General features: G+C 71.1%; 13 protein-coding genes and 2 pseudogenes. 6 read left to right on the top strand and 9 right to left on the bottom strand.

Annotated features, from left to right (window positions below; genetic code table 11):
• The first annotated feature begins 80 nt into the window (after nucleotides 1-80).
• The 3 genes and pseudogenes from ACZ5WK_RS25895 to ACZ5WK_RS25885 all read left to right on the top strand — a co-directional run bounded on the left by ACZ5WK_RS25895 (nucleotide 81) and on the right by ACZ5WK_RS25885 (nucleotide 2,001).
• Entirely contained in the window at nucleotides 81-575 is a 495-nt protein-coding gene (locus tag ACZ5WK_RS25895; RefSeq protein ID WP_465550522.1) for a universal stress protein, read from the top strand.
• A gap of 137 nt (nucleotides 576-712) precedes the next feature.
• Nucleotides 713-841: pseudogene (locus ACZ5WK_RS25890) on the top strand (family 1 glycosylhydrolase); the annotation flags it as partial.
• A 278-nt stretch (nucleotides 842-1,119) separates the two neighbouring features.
• Nucleotides 1,120-2,001, top strand: coding sequence for a hypothetical protein (locus ACZ5WK_RS25885; protein ID WP_465550520.1), 882 nt, complete (start codon nucleotides 1,120-1,122; stop codon nucleotides 1,999-2,001).
• Between the two features lie 96 nt (nucleotides 2,002-2,097).
• On the opposite strand, the gene ACZ5WK_RS25880 is transcribed toward ACZ5WK_RS25885, so the two are convergent.
• The 6 genes from ACZ5WK_RS25880 to ACZ5WK_RS25855 form a co-directional block, all read right to left on the bottom strand.
• Nucleotides 2,098-2,250 (bottom strand): hypothetical protein, encoded by a 153-nt coding sequence (locus ACZ5WK_RS25880; RefSeq protein WP_465550518.1) that lies wholly within the window; start codon nucleotides 2,248-2,250, stop codon nucleotides 2,098-2,100.
• Between the two features lie 143 nt (nucleotides 2,251-2,393).
• Nucleotides 2,394-4,496, bottom strand: coding sequence for an ATP-binding protein (locus ACZ5WK_RS25875; protein WP_465550516.1), 2,103 nt, complete (start codon nucleotides 4,494-4,496; stop codon nucleotides 2,394-2,396).
• Entirely contained in the window at nucleotides 4,493-5,992 is a 1,500-nt protein-coding gene (locus ACZ5WK_RS25870) for a glycosyltransferase family 2 protein (RefSeq protein ID WP_465550514.1), read from the bottom strand. Before ACZ5WK_RS25870 ends, ACZ5WK_RS25875 begins: the two co-directional genes overlap by 4 nt.
• Nucleotides 5,989-7,098: a HEAT repeat domain-containing protein gene (locus tag ACZ5WK_RS25865; RefSeq protein WP_465550512.1), complete on the bottom strand. Its 1,110-nt coding sequence runs from the start codon at nucleotides 7,096-7,098 to the stop codon at nucleotides 5,989-5,991. The genes ACZ5WK_RS25870 and ACZ5WK_RS25865 overlap by 4 nt, the downstream gene beginning before the upstream one ends.
• Entirely contained in the window at nucleotides 7,095-7,469 is a 375-nt protein-coding gene (locus ACZ5WK_RS25860; protein ID WP_465550510.1) for a response regulator transcription factor, read from the bottom strand. Before ACZ5WK_RS25860 ends, ACZ5WK_RS25865 begins: the two co-directional genes overlap by 4 nt.
• Nucleotides 7,470-7,938: 469 nt before the next feature.
• Nucleotides 7,939-10,293 carry a putative bifunctional diguanylate cyclase/phosphodiesterase gene (locus tag ACZ5WK_RS25855; RefSeq protein ID WP_465550508.1) on the bottom strand — a complete coding sequence of 785 codons (2,355 nt, stop codon included), beginning with the start codon at nucleotides 10,291-10,293 and terminating at the stop codon, nucleotides 7,939-7,941.
• Nucleotides 10,294-10,852: 559 nt separating this feature from the next.
• On the opposite strand from ACZ5WK_RS25855, the gene ACZ5WK_RS25850 reads away from it, so the two are divergent.
• From ACZ5WK_RS25850 to ACZ5WK_RS25840, 3 genes and pseudogenes are all read left to right on the top strand, one after another.
• Nucleotides 10,853-14,023 (top strand): putative bifunctional diguanylate cyclase/phosphodiesterase, encoded by a 3,171-nt coding sequence (locus tag ACZ5WK_RS25850; protein ID WP_465550506.1) that lies wholly within the window; start codon nucleotides 10,853-10,855, stop codon nucleotides 14,021-14,023.
• A 130-nt stretch (nucleotides 14,024-14,153) separates the two neighbouring features.
• A pseudogene (locus ACZ5WK_RS25845) lies at nucleotides 14,154-14,282 on the top strand (family 1 glycosylhydrolase); the annotation flags it as partial.
• Nucleotides 14,283-14,570: 288 nt separating this feature from the next.
• Nucleotides 14,571-15,320 (top strand): SpcZ, encoded by a 750-nt coding sequence (locus ACZ5WK_RS25840; protein WP_465550504.1) that lies wholly within the window; start codon nucleotides 14,571-14,573, stop codon nucleotides 15,318-15,320.
• Between the two features lie 33 nt (nucleotides 15,321-15,353).
• Here the strand turns inward: ACZ5WK_RS25840 and ACZ5WK_RS25835 are convergent, their stop codons facing one another.
• Genes ACZ5WK_RS25835 through ACZ5WK_RS25825 form a run of 3 tightly spaced genes read right to left on the bottom strand, consistent with a single transcriptional unit; the run spans nucleotide 15,354 to nucleotide 17,980 of the window.
• A complete protein-coding gene (locus ACZ5WK_RS25835) occupies nucleotides 15,354-16,226 on the bottom strand; it encodes a TauD/TfdA dioxygenase family protein (RefSeq protein WP_465550502.1) in 873 nt (290 codons plus the stop codon).
• 49 nt (nucleotides 16,227-16,275) lie between these two features.
• Nucleotides 16,276-16,968, bottom strand: a complete 693-nt coding sequence (locus ACZ5WK_RS25830) for a hypothetical protein (RefSeq protein WP_465550500.1) — start codon at nucleotides 16,966-16,968, stop codon at nucleotides 16,276-16,278.
• A complete protein-coding gene (locus tag ACZ5WK_RS25825) occupies nucleotides 16,931-17,980 on the bottom strand; it encodes a GSCFA domain-containing protein (RefSeq protein WP_465550498.1) in 1,050 nt (349 codons plus the stop codon). The genes ACZ5WK_RS25830 and ACZ5WK_RS25825 overlap by 38 nt, the downstream gene beginning before the upstream one ends.
• Between the last annotated feature and the right edge of the window lie 40 nt (nucleotides 17,981-18,020).

Here is an 18,020-nt window from a genome sequence, read left to right as displayed (position 1 = left end):
CCCGGCAGCGCAGGCCCCACCGCCGCACGCGCCGCGCCGGCCGGACGTCTCCACGCCCGCCGAATGCTTGGAGGTCACCGATGACCGATCCTCACCTTCCCCACCCGGTCGGCCCGATCGTGGTCGGTACGGACGGTTCGGCCCCAGCCCGGCAGGCTGTGACCTTCGCGCTCCGCGAGGCCCAACTGCGCGGTACCGGCCTACGGGCCGTCTGTGCGTACGAGTACACCCCCACCCGGCACTCCGGCTTCGAATGGATTGCCGCCTCCGACCCCGGCAGCGGCCCTGTCCCGCAGCAGCGCGATCTCGTCACGCAGGCCGTGGCCGACTCCGTCGAAGAACTGCAGCAACAACTCGGCGGACCGTCCGTGGAGGTGGAGATCGTCTGCGAACCCGGCCGTCCGGCTCAGGTCCTCCTCGAAGCGAGCAAGGACGCCTGCCTGCTCGTGGTCGGCTCCCGCGGATCGGGTGCCTGGGGGCGCCTCGCCCTCGGCTCAACCAGTACCGAGATCGTCCACCACGCCCGCCTCCCGGTCGTTGTCATCCCTGCGGAACACGACACCGCACCTTCCTGAACGCTGACTCCAACCACGGCGCCGCAGGCGGCCCCGGGCGGGGCCGCATCGAGCGTGGCGGCCGGTCCGTGGCGCCGACGGTGCTGCCACCGGCGGGACAGCCTGGCAGGCCAGTAAGGTGACAGCCTGTTCGACGCGCTGAGGGGTTCAGCCAGAGGTTCGGCCTGGTCCACGTCGATTTCGAGACCCAGCGCCGTACGCCGAGGGCTTCGTATTCCTGGTACCGCGACCTGATCGCGGCCCATCGGAAGCGGTCCGCCCGCTAGGTCCTTCCTTTGGATCGGGGACAGACACACGAACGCGAAGCAGGTCTCCGGCCAGAAACAGGACATGCGTGAGACGCCGCATCCCAACCGAACGTGATTGCTTGGTTCCCGCTGGTCAGGCATGGCCTGGCTCGGGATTCGGCTGCGTGCGCGAGACGGCGGCCGGCAGCACCCGTGTCGTGGGCTGCCGATCTGAGCCGACGGGCGCAGGGCCGAACCGGACACGCCTGTGCGGCGTCTTCTGAGCCAGCACGCAGTCTGATCAAGGATGGTCCACCGTGAAGATCCACCCCGTTACCGCCCTGTACCCGCCGCTCGGGCCCGACGAGCTTCTTGACCTTGCCCAGGACATCGAGACCAACGGCCAGGCGGAGCCCATCGTCCTTGACGCGGACGGCATGCTCCTGGACGGTCGCGGCCGGGTCGCCGCCTGTGAACTGGCCGATGTCGAGCCCCGCTTCACCACGTACCGGGGTGACGCCCCGTTCAGCCTGATCGTCTCCGCCAACCGCCACCGCCCGAACACCACCCCGGGCCAGCGCGCCATGATCACTGCCATGGGGCGGTCGCTCTCGCAGCACGCTCTTCCCACCGACACCATCCGCTGCGGTATCAACCTCACCCGCCTCTCCATCGCCACCACCGTGCTCGAACACGCCCCCGACCTCGCCGAACAAGTCCGCACCGCTACCCTCTCCCTGAACGCCGCCCACAAGGCCGCCCGCAGGCGCAAGGCCGATGCCAAGGCCGTCCTGGCCCAGCACGCACAGCTGCGCCGGGCCGCTCCCGACCTCGTCGAACAGGTGATCGCCGGCGATCTCACCCTCGCCGAGGCGACCGCGGCACTCGACGTCCGGCGCGAGGAGGAGGTGCGAAAGCATGTCGAGGGGGTCGATCCCGGTCCCGCCGACAACAGCACGAACTGGCGCCACGCCCACCGGCAGGTCGAACAGTTCTTCACCCAGCGGCACGAGGCCGTCCGCGACACCCGGCGCAGCCTGGCAGGTATCGCCGAGGTCTGGAACGCCGTTCAGGATCTTGCCCACCACTCCCGGAACCCGCATGCCCGGGAAATCCTCAAGGGCCTCACCGGCCCCGCCCGCGACCTCGCCAACCGCCTCATCGCCCACGAAGCCGGCCTCGCGGTAGGCGGCATCTGAAGCCGCACTCCGTCGTCCTGACGCAGGCACTCCGGTGAGCGCGGCGGAAGGGCGCCCGCCCGCCGCTCGCGCGGCGGGCGGGCGGGGGCGTGTCGGTCAGTTCTCCAATCCGAGGTAGCTGCGCAGGTAGCCGATGATCTCCGGTGCGTGGGGGAGGAGGGCGGGAATTCCCGCAGTCGCGTGCCGCCCGTGCCCGATCACCGCCGTCCGGTCGCCGCCGAACGGAAACCGATGATTCTGCTTGTTCACCGGACAAATTCGCGGCCGACGTGACCGCCGCGGCCTCGAGACCGACAGAGATCCGGATCCGAGATTCCGGTCCGGATGACCGAGGCGTCCCGGGGCGTGCGGGCGGCGCTCTGCTCCGCGCCGGCTCGGTCGGGCGTGTCCGGTCAGTCGGGCGGGTCCGGGAGCAGCGGGAGGTGCGCGGTGATGGTGGTGCCTTCACCCTCGGTCGAGTGGATCTCCAGTCGGCCCTCGTGGTTGGTCACGATGGTCCGCACGATCGCCAGACCGAGGCCGGTGCCGGGGATGGCCCGCTCGGTGGCGTTCGAGGCACGGAAGAACCGGTTGAACAGATCCTTCTGGTCCTTCTCGGGGATGCCGATCCCGTTGTCCTCCACGGTCAGCATTGCCTCGCTGCCGCAGCGGGAGGTGCTGACCGTGACCAGGCCCCCGGACGGGGTGAACTTGACGGCGTTGGAGAGCAGGTTCATCAGGACGCGGTCCAGCTGGCGGGGGTCGCCGAGGACGAACAGGTCGTCCGTGTCGGACACCTGGTTCAGAGTCACCGAGGCGGCCAGCGCCACCGGGCGGATTGCCTCGACCGACGAGTTCGCGAGCTGGCGCAGGTCGACCGGCAGCCGCTCGGAGGTGAAGGAGCCTGACTCGATCCGCGAGATGGTGAGCAGGTCCTCGATGAGGTTGCGCAGCCGGATCGCGTTTCGGTCCACCACCTCCACCATGTGACGTTGGTCGTCGGTCAGCGGGCCGGAGTCGGTGGCCAGCAGTTCGACGTAGCCGACGATGCTGGTCAGCGGGGTGCGGAGCTCGTGCGAGACGGTGGAGAGGAAGTCATTCTTGGCCTTGTCCAGGGCTGTGAGCCGCTCCACCAGTTCGGTTTCGTGACGGTAGGCCCTGGACTGCCGCACCGCACGGCTGAGCCCTGCCGCGATGGACTCGACGGCCTCGATCTCCATCGGCAGCCAGACGTCGCCCGGCCGGGAGCGGGCGAGGACCACCGCGCCCATCGCCTCCGTGCCCGACCCGAAGGGGGTCGCCAGGACGGCGACCACGCCCATCGCCGTCATCGCGGCGCGGACTTCGGGCGGCAGCCCGATGATCCCGAAGGAGCCGGGGGCTCCCGGCACGGGGGCTCCGGAGGCGAGGAACGGCCGGATGTCGTCGACGGACCAGCTCGTGCCCTGCTTGTAGTGCACCCGGATGTTCTCCGCCGGGGCCGGCGGGAGCCGGTGCAGCTCCTCCGACGGCATGCCGCCGCGCTCCGCGTTCCAGGCCCGGACGACCGGCATTTCGGGTCCGTCGTCGTCGTTCGCGAGCAGGACCAGGACCTGGTCCGCCCGCAGTGCCTCGCCCAGGCCCCGCACGGCGTCGTCGAGGATCTGGTCGAGATCGAGGCCGGACCGGATACCGATTCCTGCCTGCCGCGCGGCCGCCCCCAGCCGGTCGCGCTCGGCGTCGAGACGCCACAACCGGTCGTTCTCGTCGGCGAGCATGTTGACGGAGCGGGCGACGGCCCGGATCTCGGCCGGGCCGCGATCCGGTGCCCGGGCGGCGCGGTCGCCCTGCGTCAGCCGGCCGAGCACCGTCCTGATGTCGGCGAGCGGCTGGGTGATCGCCCGTACGGTGCGCAGGGTCACGATCACGGCCAGCGCCGTCGCCAGTACCAGGAGGGCGCCGGTGACGGCGGCCGTGCTGCGCACGACCAGGACGGCGCGGTCGTACAGCCCGTCGGCATCGTGGGTCAGGCGTCCGTCCAGGTCCTCGTTGGTGGCCTCGAAGGCGTCGTAGGGGGCCTGCGCGGCGGCGACCAGCGCAGCTGCCTCCGGGCTCCCGGGCCCGGCCGTCCGCGCCCGGTCGGCGATCCGCAGGTAGTCCTGGATCTGCCGTTCCTGGGCCGACAGGTAGGGCCTGGCATCGGCCGGCGCGTGCGCGATGGCCTCGGCGAGTGGGGCCTGGAAGGCGTCGCGCGAGCTTCGGAACGCGGCCAGCTGCGCGGGGTCGCCGGTCAGCAGGTAGGCGTTCATCCGCCGCGAGCCGTCGGCGACCTCAGCGTGCAGGCGCAGGTTGGCCTCCTGGGTCGGCACCACCTTGTGCGCCAGGTCGTCGAGTGCCGAGCCCTGGAGCAGCGCGCCGGTCAGGGCCACGGCGCCGGCGAGCACGACGAGTCCGATCAGCAGACCGAATGACCGGTAGAGCTGCCGGACGACCGACCGGTCGTCCCGGTCGGATCGGGCAGGCCGGCGGCCGCTCACCGAGGGCCGCCTTCGGTCGGCTGTCCGGTGAAGCCGCGGCGCGTCATGACGCCCCAGGCCTTGGGAGCGCCGTGGACGGCGTCCCAGATCCCCCGGACCCGCCACCATGCCGTGAACTGGCGGTAGCCGAGGTTCTCGGCAACCGCTCCCAGAACGGCCGAACCGGTGTCCCGCCAGCAGCTGTAGCGGTGGAAGGCGTACTCCTCGGCCAGGAGCGACAGCAGGCTGACCACCATCGCATAGCCGTAGGCGGCCATCAGGAAGCGCCACATGAACGACAGGTCGATCGCCCCGACCAGCAGGCCCAGCGGCACCAGGACCAGGCCGGCGAGTTCGACGATCGGCGAGAGCAGTTCGAACAACAGGTAGAAGGGCAGGGCCACCAGCCCGATCCGGCCGTAGCGGGGATTTCCGACCATGGACCGGTGCTTGAGCAGGATCTCGGTCAGACCGCGGTGCCAGCGCCGCCGCTGGCGGCCGAGCACCCGCAGGGTCTCCGGGGCCTCGCTCCACGAGATCGGCTCGCCCACGAAGACGATGCGGTAGTCGCGGCCCGTTCTGCGCAGGTGCCGGTGGAGCCGGACGACCAGCTCGGCGTCCTCGCCGAGGCAGTCCGGATCGAGCCCGCCGACCGCGACCACGGCGTCGCGCCGGAACATCCCGAAAGCGCCGGCGATGACCAGCAGGCCGCCGATCCGCGACCAGCCGGTCCGGCCGAGCAGGAAGGCCCGCAGGTACTCCACCGTCTGGATCTTCGCCAGCAGCCGGTGGGGCATGCGGACCCGCACGACACGGCCGGCCACGACCGTACAGCCGTTGGCGACACCGATCACGCCCCCGGCGGCCACTACCCGCAGCGGGTCGTCGGAGAAGGGCTTGGAGATCGCGAGCAGCGCCTGCGAGTCGAGGATCGAGTCGGCGTCGACCATGCACAGGAGCGGATAGCGGGCCAGGTTGACGCCGACGTTGAGAGCGTCGGCCTTGCCGCCGTTGCGCTTGCGGGCAACGATCAGCGGCACCGGTCCGCCCCTGGGCAGGTGGACCGACTCCACGGGGCCGCGCACGGCCACCTCGGTGGAGACGACGTGGGGCACCTCGACGAGGTCGAAGGCCTCGCGGAGCCGGTCCAGGGTGGCATCGGTGGAGCCGTCGTCGATCACGACCACTTCGAACGAGGGATGGCGAAGCAGGAGCAGCGCCTGCACCGCGTCCACGATCCCGATCTCCTCGTTGTACGCGGGCACGATGAGCGACACCGGAAGTGTGAAGGGGCTGGCCGAGGCGTCGTCGTAGCCGGCGAAGGGCGCGCGGCGCAGATGCCGGACGAAGTCGCCGGCCGCGATGACGACCAGCAGCAGATAGCCGGTGTTGATCGCCAGGAAGTACCCCAGGACCAGGATGTTGCTGACGGTGATGACCTGTACCGGCAGGTCGTTCGCGCCGTCCGCCGCCCACGTGGCCGTGCCGAGGGCGGCTGTCGCGAGGGGCAGCGTCATGTTCCCACCGCCGCGTACCAGGGAGCGGAGGGCGTCCCGCCCTCACCGATCGCCGCCTCCGCGAGCGCGGCCAGCGCGTGGGCGGCCGCCCGCTCCCCGCAGGCCCCGGCGGCAGCGCGGCGCAGCTCGTCGCGTCCGGCCGGCCTGAGTTGCAGCAGCGCCCGGGCCGAGGTCGCGGCCACACGGTGGACGGGGTCGTCGAGCAGTTCCCCCAGGCGTGGGGCCGCGCCTGATGCCCCCAGGCGGCCCAGCGCCCTGGCCGCCACCGCGCGCAGCGGGTCGGGCCGGCCCCGCCGGACCGCGTCCAGCAGCGGTTCCAGGCCGGCCGGCGTGCCGAGGGCGCCCAAGGCACGCGCGGCCCGGATCCGCACTTCGAGGCGGGGGTCCGCCCCCAGCGCGGCCGCGATCCTGGTGGTCCACGCCACTCCGCCGGTGGCGCCGAGAGCCTCGACGGCCACCGCCCGCACCAGCGGCTCGGCATCGTCCAGACCGGTGGCGACCTGGTCGTGCCCGGCGGACCCGAACGCGGTGAGTGCCTGCAGCACGACCGCGGGCGGTACCGGGTGCGGGCCGTGGAGGCAGTTCAGCAGGCCGGGGATGTCCGCGGGGTCCCCGATGTGGCCCAGAGCCCGGGCAGCGACCGTCCGGACCTCGGGGTCGGCGTCCGAGAGCAGAACGCGGAGCTGCGGGGTGGCCGCCCGGTGCCGCAGCAGCCCCAGCACCTCAGCCGCCCGGCCCTTCCGGACCGACCCGCGCCGTCCCAGGTCCGCGATCGCCCGCGTGGCGACTCCCCGCTGTTCGAACAGGCCCACCAGCGAGGCCCTGGCCTGTCCGCTCACCTTCGCCAGGATCGCTCGCGCCGTGGGTTCGAGGGCGGCCCAGGTCCGGTCGTCGAGAGCGGACAGTGCTCGGAGGCTTTCCGCCTCCTCGCCCTGCTCCGCGCAGAGGAGTTCGAGCAGGAGGACCCGGCGCGGCTCGGCGGCGCGCTCCCTGCGGCGCTGCCGCTCCCGTCGGACGAAACGCACGGAGGCGAGGAGCGCCAGCAGCACCACGACCGCCCCGGCCGTCACCCACAGGCTTTCGTCGACGATGCTCCGGCCGGTCATCTGCTCGCCCTGGCCAGGACCGCTTGCACCCGGCTGCTCAGTTCACGGGGGCTGAACGGCTTGATGATGTAGTCGTCGGCGCCGGCCGCGAAGCCGGTCTCGACGTCGAACTCCTGCGAACGGGCGGTGAGCAGGATCACCGGCAGTTTCTCCATCGCGGGCGTGGCCCGCAATTCCCGGCAGACGTCCAGTCCTGACAACCCGGGCATCCTGATGTCGAGGAGGACGAGATCCACGGTGTGCTCACGGAGAGCTTCGAGGGCGGCCAGGCCGTCGTTGACGGCGGTGACCTCGTGGCCTGCCTGGGTGAGCTTGTAGGCCACCAGGTCACGGATGTCGGGGTCGTCGTCGGCCACCAGAATCGATGCCATCGTCCCTCCTCGGGGCGAGCCGGGCACCAGCGGCTGGGCTACAGCGGTAGTGGCCTGCCCGGCGAGCGAGTGCGGCGGCCTTGCAGGGGTGCGGGTCGGCTCACGTTCGCCCCTTTCCGGCACGGGAGACGCGCGCTCCAAGAATCATGCTAGGAGCGCTCGGTGGGGTGTGCGACACGTGCCGCAGGCGGTTCGCGGAGGCGCTTGACGCAGAGTTACGGCCGAGGCCACGGGGCTGGGTGCACCGGCTGCGTCGCGGGGCCTGCCATGTTGACGCTCTGCTACCCCGCGACCGGCGATGACCGGCACCCAGGGCAGGGGTTGCGGGGACGGGCGTGCCGTCACCCGTTACGGACGGTGCGCACGGCTACGGTCCGTCAGGATTTCTGGGAGACCGGCCGGCGCCCTCGCGGCCGGTGCCCGACCGGCGGAGCCGTCCGGAGCCGGCGGACGGGCAGAGCGTCGGGAGTCATGCGTTCGGCTGTGGCATGCCCCTCGCCCGCGCCAGGAGGTACCACTCCATCACCCGACCCGTCATCGGCCGGCCGAAGTGGAAGCCCTGGCCCCACGGGCAGCCGAGGGCGCGAAGGCGTCCGGCCTGCTCGGCGGTCTCGACACCTTCGGCGACGATGTCCAGGCCGAGGTTGCGGCCGAGGTCGACGATGGTCCGCACGAGTATGTCGTCCCGGGCCGTGTCGGCGCTCCGCGCGAAGCTCTGGTCGATCTTGATGATGTCGACGGGGAAGTCGCGCAGGCAGGCGAGGACGGCTCCGGAGCCGAAGCCGCCGACGGAGATGCGGACACCCAGGTCGCGGAGTGTTCCGAGGTGGGCGGCGGCGGCCGTCCCGTCGGCACTGAGAGTGCGCTCGCTGACTTCGAGAACCAGCGAGCCGGCCGGCAGCCCGTTCTCCCGGAGGACGTCGGAGACCGTGTCGGCGAACCCCGGGTTCCGGAGCTGGGGGCCGGAGATCTTGACCATGACCGCGACTTCCCGCCGGGAGGGGAGAGCCTCGTGCCAGCGGCGGGCCTGAAGACACGCCTGCCGCAACACCCAGGCGCCGATCGGCACGATCATCCCCGTCTCCTCGGCGACCGGGATGAACTCGTCGGGCTGGACGAGGCCGCCCTGAGGCCGTGCCCAGCGCAGGAGAGCCTCCACCGTGGTGACCTCGCCCGTGACCAGATCGACCACCGGCTGGTAGTACACCAGGAGTTCGTCGCGGTTGAGCGCGTTGTGCAGAGGCTCGGCCAGTTGGGCGTGGTCCTGGGAGGTGTCCCGCATGTGCGGCTCGAAGAGCACCATGCGGTTCTTCCCCTCCGCCTTGGCCACGTAGAGCGCGACATCGGCATCACGCAGCGCGTCCGTCGCTCCGGTCGGCTCCCGGATCAGCCGGGCGCCCACGCTCGCGGTCACGTGGATCGAACGGTGATCCGTGATGACGAACGGGTCCCTGAACTGTCCGAGGATCCGATCGGCGTACTCGCCCGGGTTGTTGTCGTTCAGCTCGTCCACCAGTACGGCGAACTCGTCGCCGCCCAGCCTGGCGACCAGATCGCGGCCGCGCACGCCGCCCGTCAGCCGGTTCGCGACGGCGACCAGCAACTCGTCACCGGCCGGGTGCCCGAGGGTGTCGTTGACGTGCTTGAAGCCGTCCAGGTCCAGCAGTAGGAGCAGCCCCACGGAGCGCGGGACCGGCCGCCGGTGGACCACGTGCTCCAACCTGTCCCCGAGCAGCAGCCGGTTGGCCAGGCCGGTCAGCGGATCATGGAACGCCTGGTGGCTGAGCCGCTGTTGGAGCACCGACTGCTTGCGCAGCGACGCCTCCAGGTCCCGGGCCCGCCTGTGTGCCTCGGTCGCCCTGGCCTGGGCGTAGCGGGCCAGGAAGCTGACGCGCAGCACCAGCAGTGCCGCGAGAGCGGCCACCATGCCCACCACGACCGCGACGTGCGAGGGGTCGTCGCGGACCCCTCGCACGTCGCCCACCACGATCGCCGGTCCCATCAGGGCGAGTGCGAGTAGGACCGCCAGCCTGGGGTGGGAGAGGGTCAGCTCTCCGTTCCCCGGCGACTTCATCTTCCCGGCGAGCGAGGGGTGCAGCGCCGCCGCGCCCAGGCAGGCGTAGGAGATCATCCAGCCCACCTCGGAGACGCCTTCCGCGATCGCGCTCCCGGTCGTCGCCACCGTGCCGTAGTAGAGGGCATCGGCACCGAGCGTGGTGACCAGCCAGGCGATCAGCAGCAGGAAGAACGGGCCTCGGGAGCCGGTCGTCAGCACGAGACGGACCGCCAGGCAGAGCAGTACCAGGTCGGCCACCGGATAGGCCACCGATACCGCGAGCGGCACCGGCGGCAGCCCGCTGCGGACGTAGGGGCCGAGGATGAAGATCCAGGAGAGCGTGGCGAATCCCAGCGTGACGATCCCCGCGTCCAGCACGCCCGCCCAGTGCGCCCGGCCGGTCGGCCGCCCCGCCAGCATCAACAGACCGGCGGCGAAGAGGAGATAGGCGACGAGGTACAGGCCGTCGACCGGCCCCGGGAACGGCACCTCCTCTTCCCGCACCTGGTACGCCCCCCAGACCACGTCCGCCGCGGCGTACGGAACCATGCCCGCCGCCAGCACGTACCACGCGACTGCCGTGGCCGGGCGGTTCATGCGCACCCCCGCCACGATCGCGGGGACCGTCGCCACCGACAGCGTCGCGGGCAGGACGTAGCGGACGGAGGAGGACATGAGCGCGAACGCCACGATCATCGCGGTGCAGGCCACCAGGAACGCCGGCCAGATACAGGCGCGGCGGCTCCACCGGCCACGGAGCCAGCCCATACGCCCTCCTAACCGGCGGGTCGGGACCTCGGAACAGCCGGACCCGCCTTGGGGTACGACCGGCACGCGGAGGGTCGCGGGACCGGACACCTCCAGCCAAGAACGAACACCACGAGATCGCAAACCAGGGACACCCGTCTCCAACCGCTCGACCGGCTGAAGGCCGGGCACGGGACGCGGGCGCCGGAATCGGTCCGTGCCGTCGCCGTGGACGTTGACGTCCGCCCAGTTCTTCACGGCTGCCCCGATCCGGCACCGGCGGGCCCCGCATCACCGGCGCGGACATCACGCAGCGTCACGGCGACGGCCCCTCGCCGGCAGCTGGCCGGAGCGGGGCGGCGGCCACTGTCCGTGAACGTGTGAATCCTGCGAACTGGGTATACTGGGAGAAGATTTGCGCCGAAATGTCTGGCCAAGAGCCTCAAGGCGGAGCCTGCCGTTCCACTGCCCCTCCACTTGCGAGGCGGCCTTCTCCGGCTCCGCGTCACTGGTGTCGAGTGCCCGAACGGTCTCGGGCTTCCTCAGGATTCCTCAACGCGACGCGTCGGAGGTGGCTGGGTTGAATACCCAACGGCGCTGGGTCCCCCTGATGATCGTGTTCGGTGTGACGGTGGCCCTGCTCACGGCCCTCTACTATGCGTTCCCGGGCCAACGGCTGATCTTCGTCGGAATCGGGCTGACCGGTGTCACCAGCATGCTCGTCGGCGTCGCCGTCAACCGTCCGTCACACAGGCTGCCCTGGCTGGTGCTAGCCGCGGCGAACTTCAGCTTCGCGGCCGGCGAGGCGACCCAGATCGTCCTCATCCAGTTCCTGCACGAGGAGAACCCGTTCCCGTCTCCCGCCGACGCCTTCTACCTGGCGACGTACGTGCTGTACGCGGTCGGGCTGCTGGGATTCGTCCGCTGGCGTTCGGCCGGACGCGACCGGGCCAGTTTCATCGACGCGCTGACCCTGACGGCCGGCCTGGCCCTGCTGTCCTGGATCTACCTGATCGTGCCCTACACCCACGTCGCCGGTCTCACCTGGCTCCAGAAGGCGATCTCCGTCGCCTACCCACTCGGGGACATCCTCGTGCTGGCGATGCTGCTGCGCCTGCTCGCCCCCCGGGGGGGCAAGAGCCCGGCACTGGTGCTGCTCACCGTGGGCACGGTCGGTCTGCTCACCTCCGACGTCCTGTATGCGCTCATCCAACTGCACGGAACGTGGCACACGGGTTCGGCGGTGGAGCTGGGCTGGGCGTTGTTCTACGGCGCCTGGGGCGCCGCGGCCATCCACCCCTCCATGGTGACACTGACCCAACCCGTCAGGTGGCGCGCCGACACCGCGCCCGGCCGCCTCGGCCTGCTCACGCTCGCCTCACTGATCGCACCGGCCGTGCTCCTGCTGCAGGCGGCGCGGGGGGTCATCGCGAACGTCGGCGTCATCGGGGCCTTCTCGGCCATCCTCTTCGCGCTGGTGCTCTACCGGCTGGCGGGCGTCGCGGCGACCCATCGGCAGGCCGTCGGCCGGGAACGGGTCCTGCGCGTCGCCGTGGCGTCGCTGGGGACCGCCACCGAGATCCGGGACGCGGCCGCCGCGATCCGCGCCGCCGTCGCGTCGCTGCTGCCGGACGCCCAGAACCTCAGTGCGCTGCTCGCCATCAAGGACGCCGACATCCTCCTGCTGCTCGACTTCGAGAACGGGGAGCGCCGCGCGGCGTCCGTGGAGACGGCCCGGGCCGTGCACGCCCTGACGCAGACGAGCGAGGCCCGTCTGGTGAGCCGCGCCGACCTGGACCAGGAGCTCGCCGCGGAACTCGGTGAGGCACACAGTGTCCTGGTGTGCCCGCTGGCCGTGCCGGATCGTCCGGAGGACCAGACGCCGCAGGACGACCATGCGGACCCCGGTATCGGGGCGCTGATCGTGGCCGGGGACGAGCAGCGGCTCGTCGTCCTGCAGGACTCGCTGGTCACGCTGACGGCCCAGGCCGCGCTCGCGATCGAACGGATCGCCCTCAGCGAGGAGGTCGACCGGCGCAAGAGTGAGGCCTACTTCCGGACGCTGGTGCAGAACTCGTCCGACGTCATCCTGATCCTCGACGACGAGGACAGGATCCTGTACGCCAGCCCGTCGGCCGACCAGATCCTCGGACATCCCTCGCTGGAGGGAATGCGGCTGACTGAGATGATCGCTGCGGAGGACACCGGCGGGGTCGTCCAGAGCCTCGCGCAGATGCGGGTCCGGGACTACCAGGGCAGGCGCGAGCACTGGCGGATGACGCGCATCGACCACGCGGTCATCGAGGTCGAGGTCAGGTGCAGCGACCTGAGGGCCGAGACGACGGTCGGTGGCATCGTGCTCACCCTCCGGGACGTCACCGAGCAGCGCATGCTCGAACGCGAGCTCACCCACCGGGCGTTCCACGACTCGCTGACCGGCCTCGCGAACCGAGTGCTGTTCCAGGACCGGGTCTCCCACGCACTGACCCAGAGCCAGCGCGACGGCGCCGTGGTCGGTGTGCTCTTCGTCGACATCGACGACTTCAAGGTCGTGAACGACATGCAGGGGCACAGCGTGGGCGACGAGTTGCTGGTTGCCGTCGCACTGCGCCTGTCGTCAACCGTCCGGGCGTCCGACACCGCGGCCCGCATCGGTGGCGACGAGTTCGCACTGCTGGTCGAGGACTCGGTGACGCCCGGCGACGTCGAGACCTTCGCCGACCACGTGATCAGCGTGTTCGCGGAGCCGTTCCGCCTCAGCGTCGGGCCGGTGAGCGTCTACGCCAGTGTGGGCATCGCCACCACCGAGGACAGCATCGACTCGGTCGAGCTCCTGACCCATGCCGACCTGGCCTTGTATGCCGCGAAGACGGCCGGCAAGCGCCAGTGGCGCGGGTACCAGCCCGTCCTCCAGAGCGGTATGGCCGAGCGGCACCAGCTCCAGGAGAGTCTCGACAACGCGTCCGTCGAATCGTCGTTCGTGGTGCTGTACCAGCCCATCGTGGAACTCACCACCGGGGAGATCGCCGGGTTCGAGGCGCTGGTCCGCTGGCCGCACTCCTCGCGCGGCATGGTGTTCCCCGAGGAGTTCATCACCCTGGCGGAGGAGAGCGGCCAGATCGTCCCGCTGGGCGCCTGGGTGCTCGGCCAGGCGGCGGCCGAGGCCGTCCGCTGGCGGGAGCTGCCGACGCCGCGGCGCGATGCGCTGCGCACCGGGCCGTACGTGAGCGTCAACGTCTCACCGCGGCAGTTCCGGGACGACGGGTTCCTCGAAGAGGTCCACCACATGCTGGAGCTGTCCGGTATCGAGCCGTCGAACCTGATCCTCGAACTGACCGAGACCGTCCTGATGCGGCACGACGACCGTATCCGGACCGTGATGAGGAGCCTGACCGATCTGGGCATCCGGATCGCGATCGACGACTTCGGAACCGGTTACTCCTCGTTGAGCTATCTGCGCGAGTTCCCGATCTCGATCCTCAAGATCGACAAGTCTTTCGTCGACGAACTGGGACGCTCCCCGCAGCAGTACGCTCTGGTGGAGGGAATCACCCATCTGGCGGAGACCCTGGGCGTCAAGGTGATCGCCGAGGGCGTGGAGAACCCGACCCAGCAGGAACTGCTGATCTCGATGGGCTGCCCGCTCGGCCAGGGCTTCCTGTTCTCCCGGCCGGTCACCTCCGACGAGGCGGAGATCCTGATCGCGACCCCGTCCGTCTCGTGGGCCCCGGCCGGCCGGCTGGCGGTCTGAGGCGGCGTCGGCAGGCTCGGCGTCGGCCGGGTCGGTGCCACCGGCCACGGACCCCGACCGGCGCACCGTCGCCCTCGACCCGCCGTGGCGCGGCCGAGGGCGACGGACGCGATGACAGCCCGTTCGACGGGCTGAAGGGTTTCATCAAAGGTTTGGCCTGGTTCACGTCGACTTCGCCACGCAGAAGCGCACCCCGAGGGCCTCCTACACCTGGTACCGCGACCTGATTGCCACCCACAAGGCCCCTTGTGCCCGGTAGTTGGCGTTCATCCGCTGCGAGATGGGTGGCCTCTCGACGCCGGCCGAGAGCCTGGTTGAATGACGCGGACCGTAGCTGCTGCGCCTGGGGTTTGCGCAAATGACAGGCTGTTCGACAAGTCCACGGCCGCCCAGGCCAGGGGACTTGACCGCCCGCCTGGCGGCAGAGGTTCCACAGAACTCGGCGCGACTCATAAAATGATCACCGGCTTACTCACCCCTCGGGAGTTGACCACGGCTCAGCACTCGCCGGGTCGGCCCGCAGATCACCAGCCCAGGAGTCGCGCCCATGACCACACCTGAAGCCGCCACGGAACGGGAGACGTTCGAGGCCTTCCTCTCCTCCCTCGGAGCCGACGGACCTGCGGCTGGACCCGAGTGGCTCAGGGGCGTGGGGGAAGCGCTCTTCGAGGCGATGGAGGCCGACGCGGCGAGGGACTGGGCGCGTCGGGTGCACCTTGAGCTGGTGCGGCTGGACGGGGAGGTGCCGTTCGGCGTCGTCCACGACTGGCACCACCGCAGCGTGCAGCCGGTCCTGGTCGAGGCGAGCGAGCGGCGCGGTGGGGTCGCCGCTCGGCATCAGGCCGTGGCGGACCTGCACGAGCGGGCGTCGAACGGCGAGAGGATCGGCGAGACGGCCTGGACCGCCGAGCTCCGGCCCGCGCTGCGGGAGCTGTACGGGTACGCCTACGCCTATGCCGACGCCTACGCCGCGGCCGCCTCGGCGGCGGGCGCGTACGCGTTGGCGAACGGCTACGGCGAGGCCGAGGCCGCCGCGTACGGTGCGAGCTACGCCGAGCTGAACACCGAGGCCAACGCGCGGGCCCACGCCGACGCGAACGTCCTCGCCAACGCCCCGGCCGTGGCAAGCGCGTTGGCGGCCACGGACCCGGCGGCCTACGCCGCCACGTACCCGGCCGCGCGGGTCCGGGCCGTCGTCCGGGCCCACGCGGAGCAGGACCGGACGCAGACGAGGGACGTCGGCGCGCGGCTGGCCGACGGCCTCGCCGACAGTCTGGCCCGGGTCGCGGGGGCCTGACGGTGAGCGGCGGACCGAACTCCCCGGGCCGCCTCAGCCCATCAGCGGGCCGCCGTTGATCGCCACGCGCTGCCCGTAGCGCGTGAGGGGGTGGTAGTCGTACGTCGCGTGGTGCTGGACGCAGCGGTTGTCCCAGAAGACCAGCGTGTTGGGGGTCCAGCGGACGCGGCAGTGCAGCAGGGGGCGCTCGGATATGACCTTGAAGAGCATGTCGAGCAGCGCCCGGCTCTCCTCGGCGGACAGCTGCGGGATGCGCCCGGTGTAGGCCCGGTTGACGTAGAGGATCTTGCGGTCGGTCTCCGGGTGGCGCACCACCAGCGGGTGTTCGCTCTTCGGGATGACGTAGTCGGCCGGCGGGGTGTAGCCCTGGAAGGCGATCCGGCCGTCGTGCACGGCGGTCAGACCGTCCAGCAGCTCCCGCATGGTCGGGGACAGCATCTCGTAGGCCAGGTGCATGTTGGCGAACAGGGTGTCGCCGCCGCTGCCGCCCTCCGGGATGCGGGTGATGTAGAGCATCGACCCGAGGGAGGGTTCGGCGTCGGCGGTGCCGTCGGCGTGCCAGCCGTTGCCGGCCACGTTCTCGGCCTCCGGTGTGGTGCTGATCTCCAGGATGTACGGATCGGCGTCCACCGGAGGCGGGTTGACGGGGCGGAGCTCGCCGAAGTGGGCGGCGAGGCGCTTGTGGTCCTCGGCCGTGATGATCTGGTCGCGCAGGACCAGCACGTGGTGGTCGAGGAAGGCGGACTTGAGCTCCGCCAGCTGCTCCTCCGGCAGTTCCTGTGAGAGGTCGATGCCGGTCACCTCGGCGCCGATGACCGGGGTGAGGGACTTCACCTCGATGGTCCGGTACTTCCGCGCGGGCCTCGTGGTGAGCTGCTTGACGGCGTCGAGTTCGTACTGCTCCATGGGGGACTCCTGAGTGGGGTGAGGGGGATTCGGGTCGGGGATGGAAGAACTACAGGCCGCGCTCCTGCAGTTCGGCCAGGATCAGACGGCCGAAGGCGAGATTGCCGTGGATCGCGTCGTCGGGTTCGCACAACTCGGGCCGCTGGAAGCCGTGTTCGTCGGTCGTCCGGGCCCGCAGGTCGACCATCTCGACGCCGAGGCCGGTCAGCGCCTCCCGGACGACGTCCTGTGCCGCCATGAAGACCAGGGGGTCGGCGTGCGCCGGTACACGTTGCGGTGGCATCACGGCCAGCACCCGCAGGCCCAGGCTGAGTGCGTGGCTGTAGAAGGCCAGTGCGGCGCGGACCGAGGCGCGGACGATGTCGGCGAACAGCGCGCTGGACAGGAAGCCGGGCATCAGACCGTGCGGGCCCCGGTAGAGCTGCCAGTTGTCGGCGGTGGCGACGAAGTGGACGCTGAGCCCGAGGGTCGAGACCACCGGTACCGCGACCGCTCCGAGACCGGTCACCTGCAACCCGGACAGGAAGCCGCGGTAGTGCTGCTCGGCCTCGGGCGTGCGGAACACGAGGTCCGCGTCGCGCGGTTCGAAGAAGTCGGCGATGAACTCCCGCCCGGCACCGAGCGGTCCGCCCTCGAAGGGCAGGCCGGCCGCGCGAGCGGCCCGCCCGATCGGGCCGGCGTGCGAGTCGCCGAGCAGCAGGAACCTAGCGGGGGCGGTAGTAGTCGAGGACGGCGTCTTCACAGGGGTCTCCTCCCGGTCCTGCAGTGGGGGTCAGGGACGGTCGAGCTGCAGGGCCGGGCGCGCCGAACGCGGCCAGGAAGTGGCGCAGGACGAAGGCGACGCCCTCGGGGGTGACGGTCCGCAGATTCGGCTCGTACCAGGCGCCCTTGAAGGGGGCTCCGGTGATGAGCTCGTACGACGGGAAGTAGTCGATGTGGGCGTGGTCCCGGGCCAGCTGCCCGGCGACCGCACGCAGGACGGACTTGGAGTAACTGTTGGCGCTCAGCACGTGCTCGCCCGTCGCGGTCGCGGTGAGCGGGACCGGCGAGACGGTGAGGAGGATCCGCAGGTCCGGATTGGCCGAGCGGGCAACGGCGATGGCCGCGAGCAGGTCGCGGTGCACCTCGTCGAAGGTGGCGTGGTGGAGGACGTGCCGATCGGCGTCGAAGGTGCCGCGTACGGTACCGGGGCAGACCGGGTAGGTGGTGCCGTCGGCGCGGTCCCGCCACGCCTCGGTCAGACCGAGGGTGAAGACCAGGCAGCTCGCCGTGGTGATGCCACGGCGGATCGCGGCGAGGGTCGCCTCCCGGGCGTCCAGCATCTCCTCGGCGGACGCGTAGCCGTCCGGTTCGACGGCCGGGCGGTAGGGGTCGTAGTGCCGACCGTCCTCCGTCCACGCCGTGCGGGGTGCGGCGGTGTGGCCGAAGGCCCAGGACAGCCACTGGTGCAGGACGGCGGGGGTGTAGATGTTGCCGGTGCGGAACGAGAACAGGCCGTAGCGTCGGTTCCTCCGCTGCTCCCCGGTCAGCCCGGGAGGGGCCGGTTCGGCGTCGTACCAGTTCATGCCGCGTTCCAGCAGGGCGCGGCCGATGTGGGCGGCGAAGCAGGAGCCGGCGGTCAGGACGGGATCGTCCTGGCCGAGGGCGAACTTCGGTGTCCAGAGGCCGTCGATGGCGAGCAGGTCGGGCTCGGCCACGGCCGGGCGCCAGAAGGAGCGAGCCGGCAGTGACTGGTAGGGGTTTGCTGGGCTCACGGCAGTGCGTCTCCGATGGTGGGGCGGCCGGTGACGGCCG

The sequence above is a fragment of the Kitasatospora sp. NPDC032757 genome (genome assembly GCF_055579305.1).
Note: the sequence above shows the minus strand (reverse complement) of the source record. Positions and strands in the feature narration are given on the sequence as shown.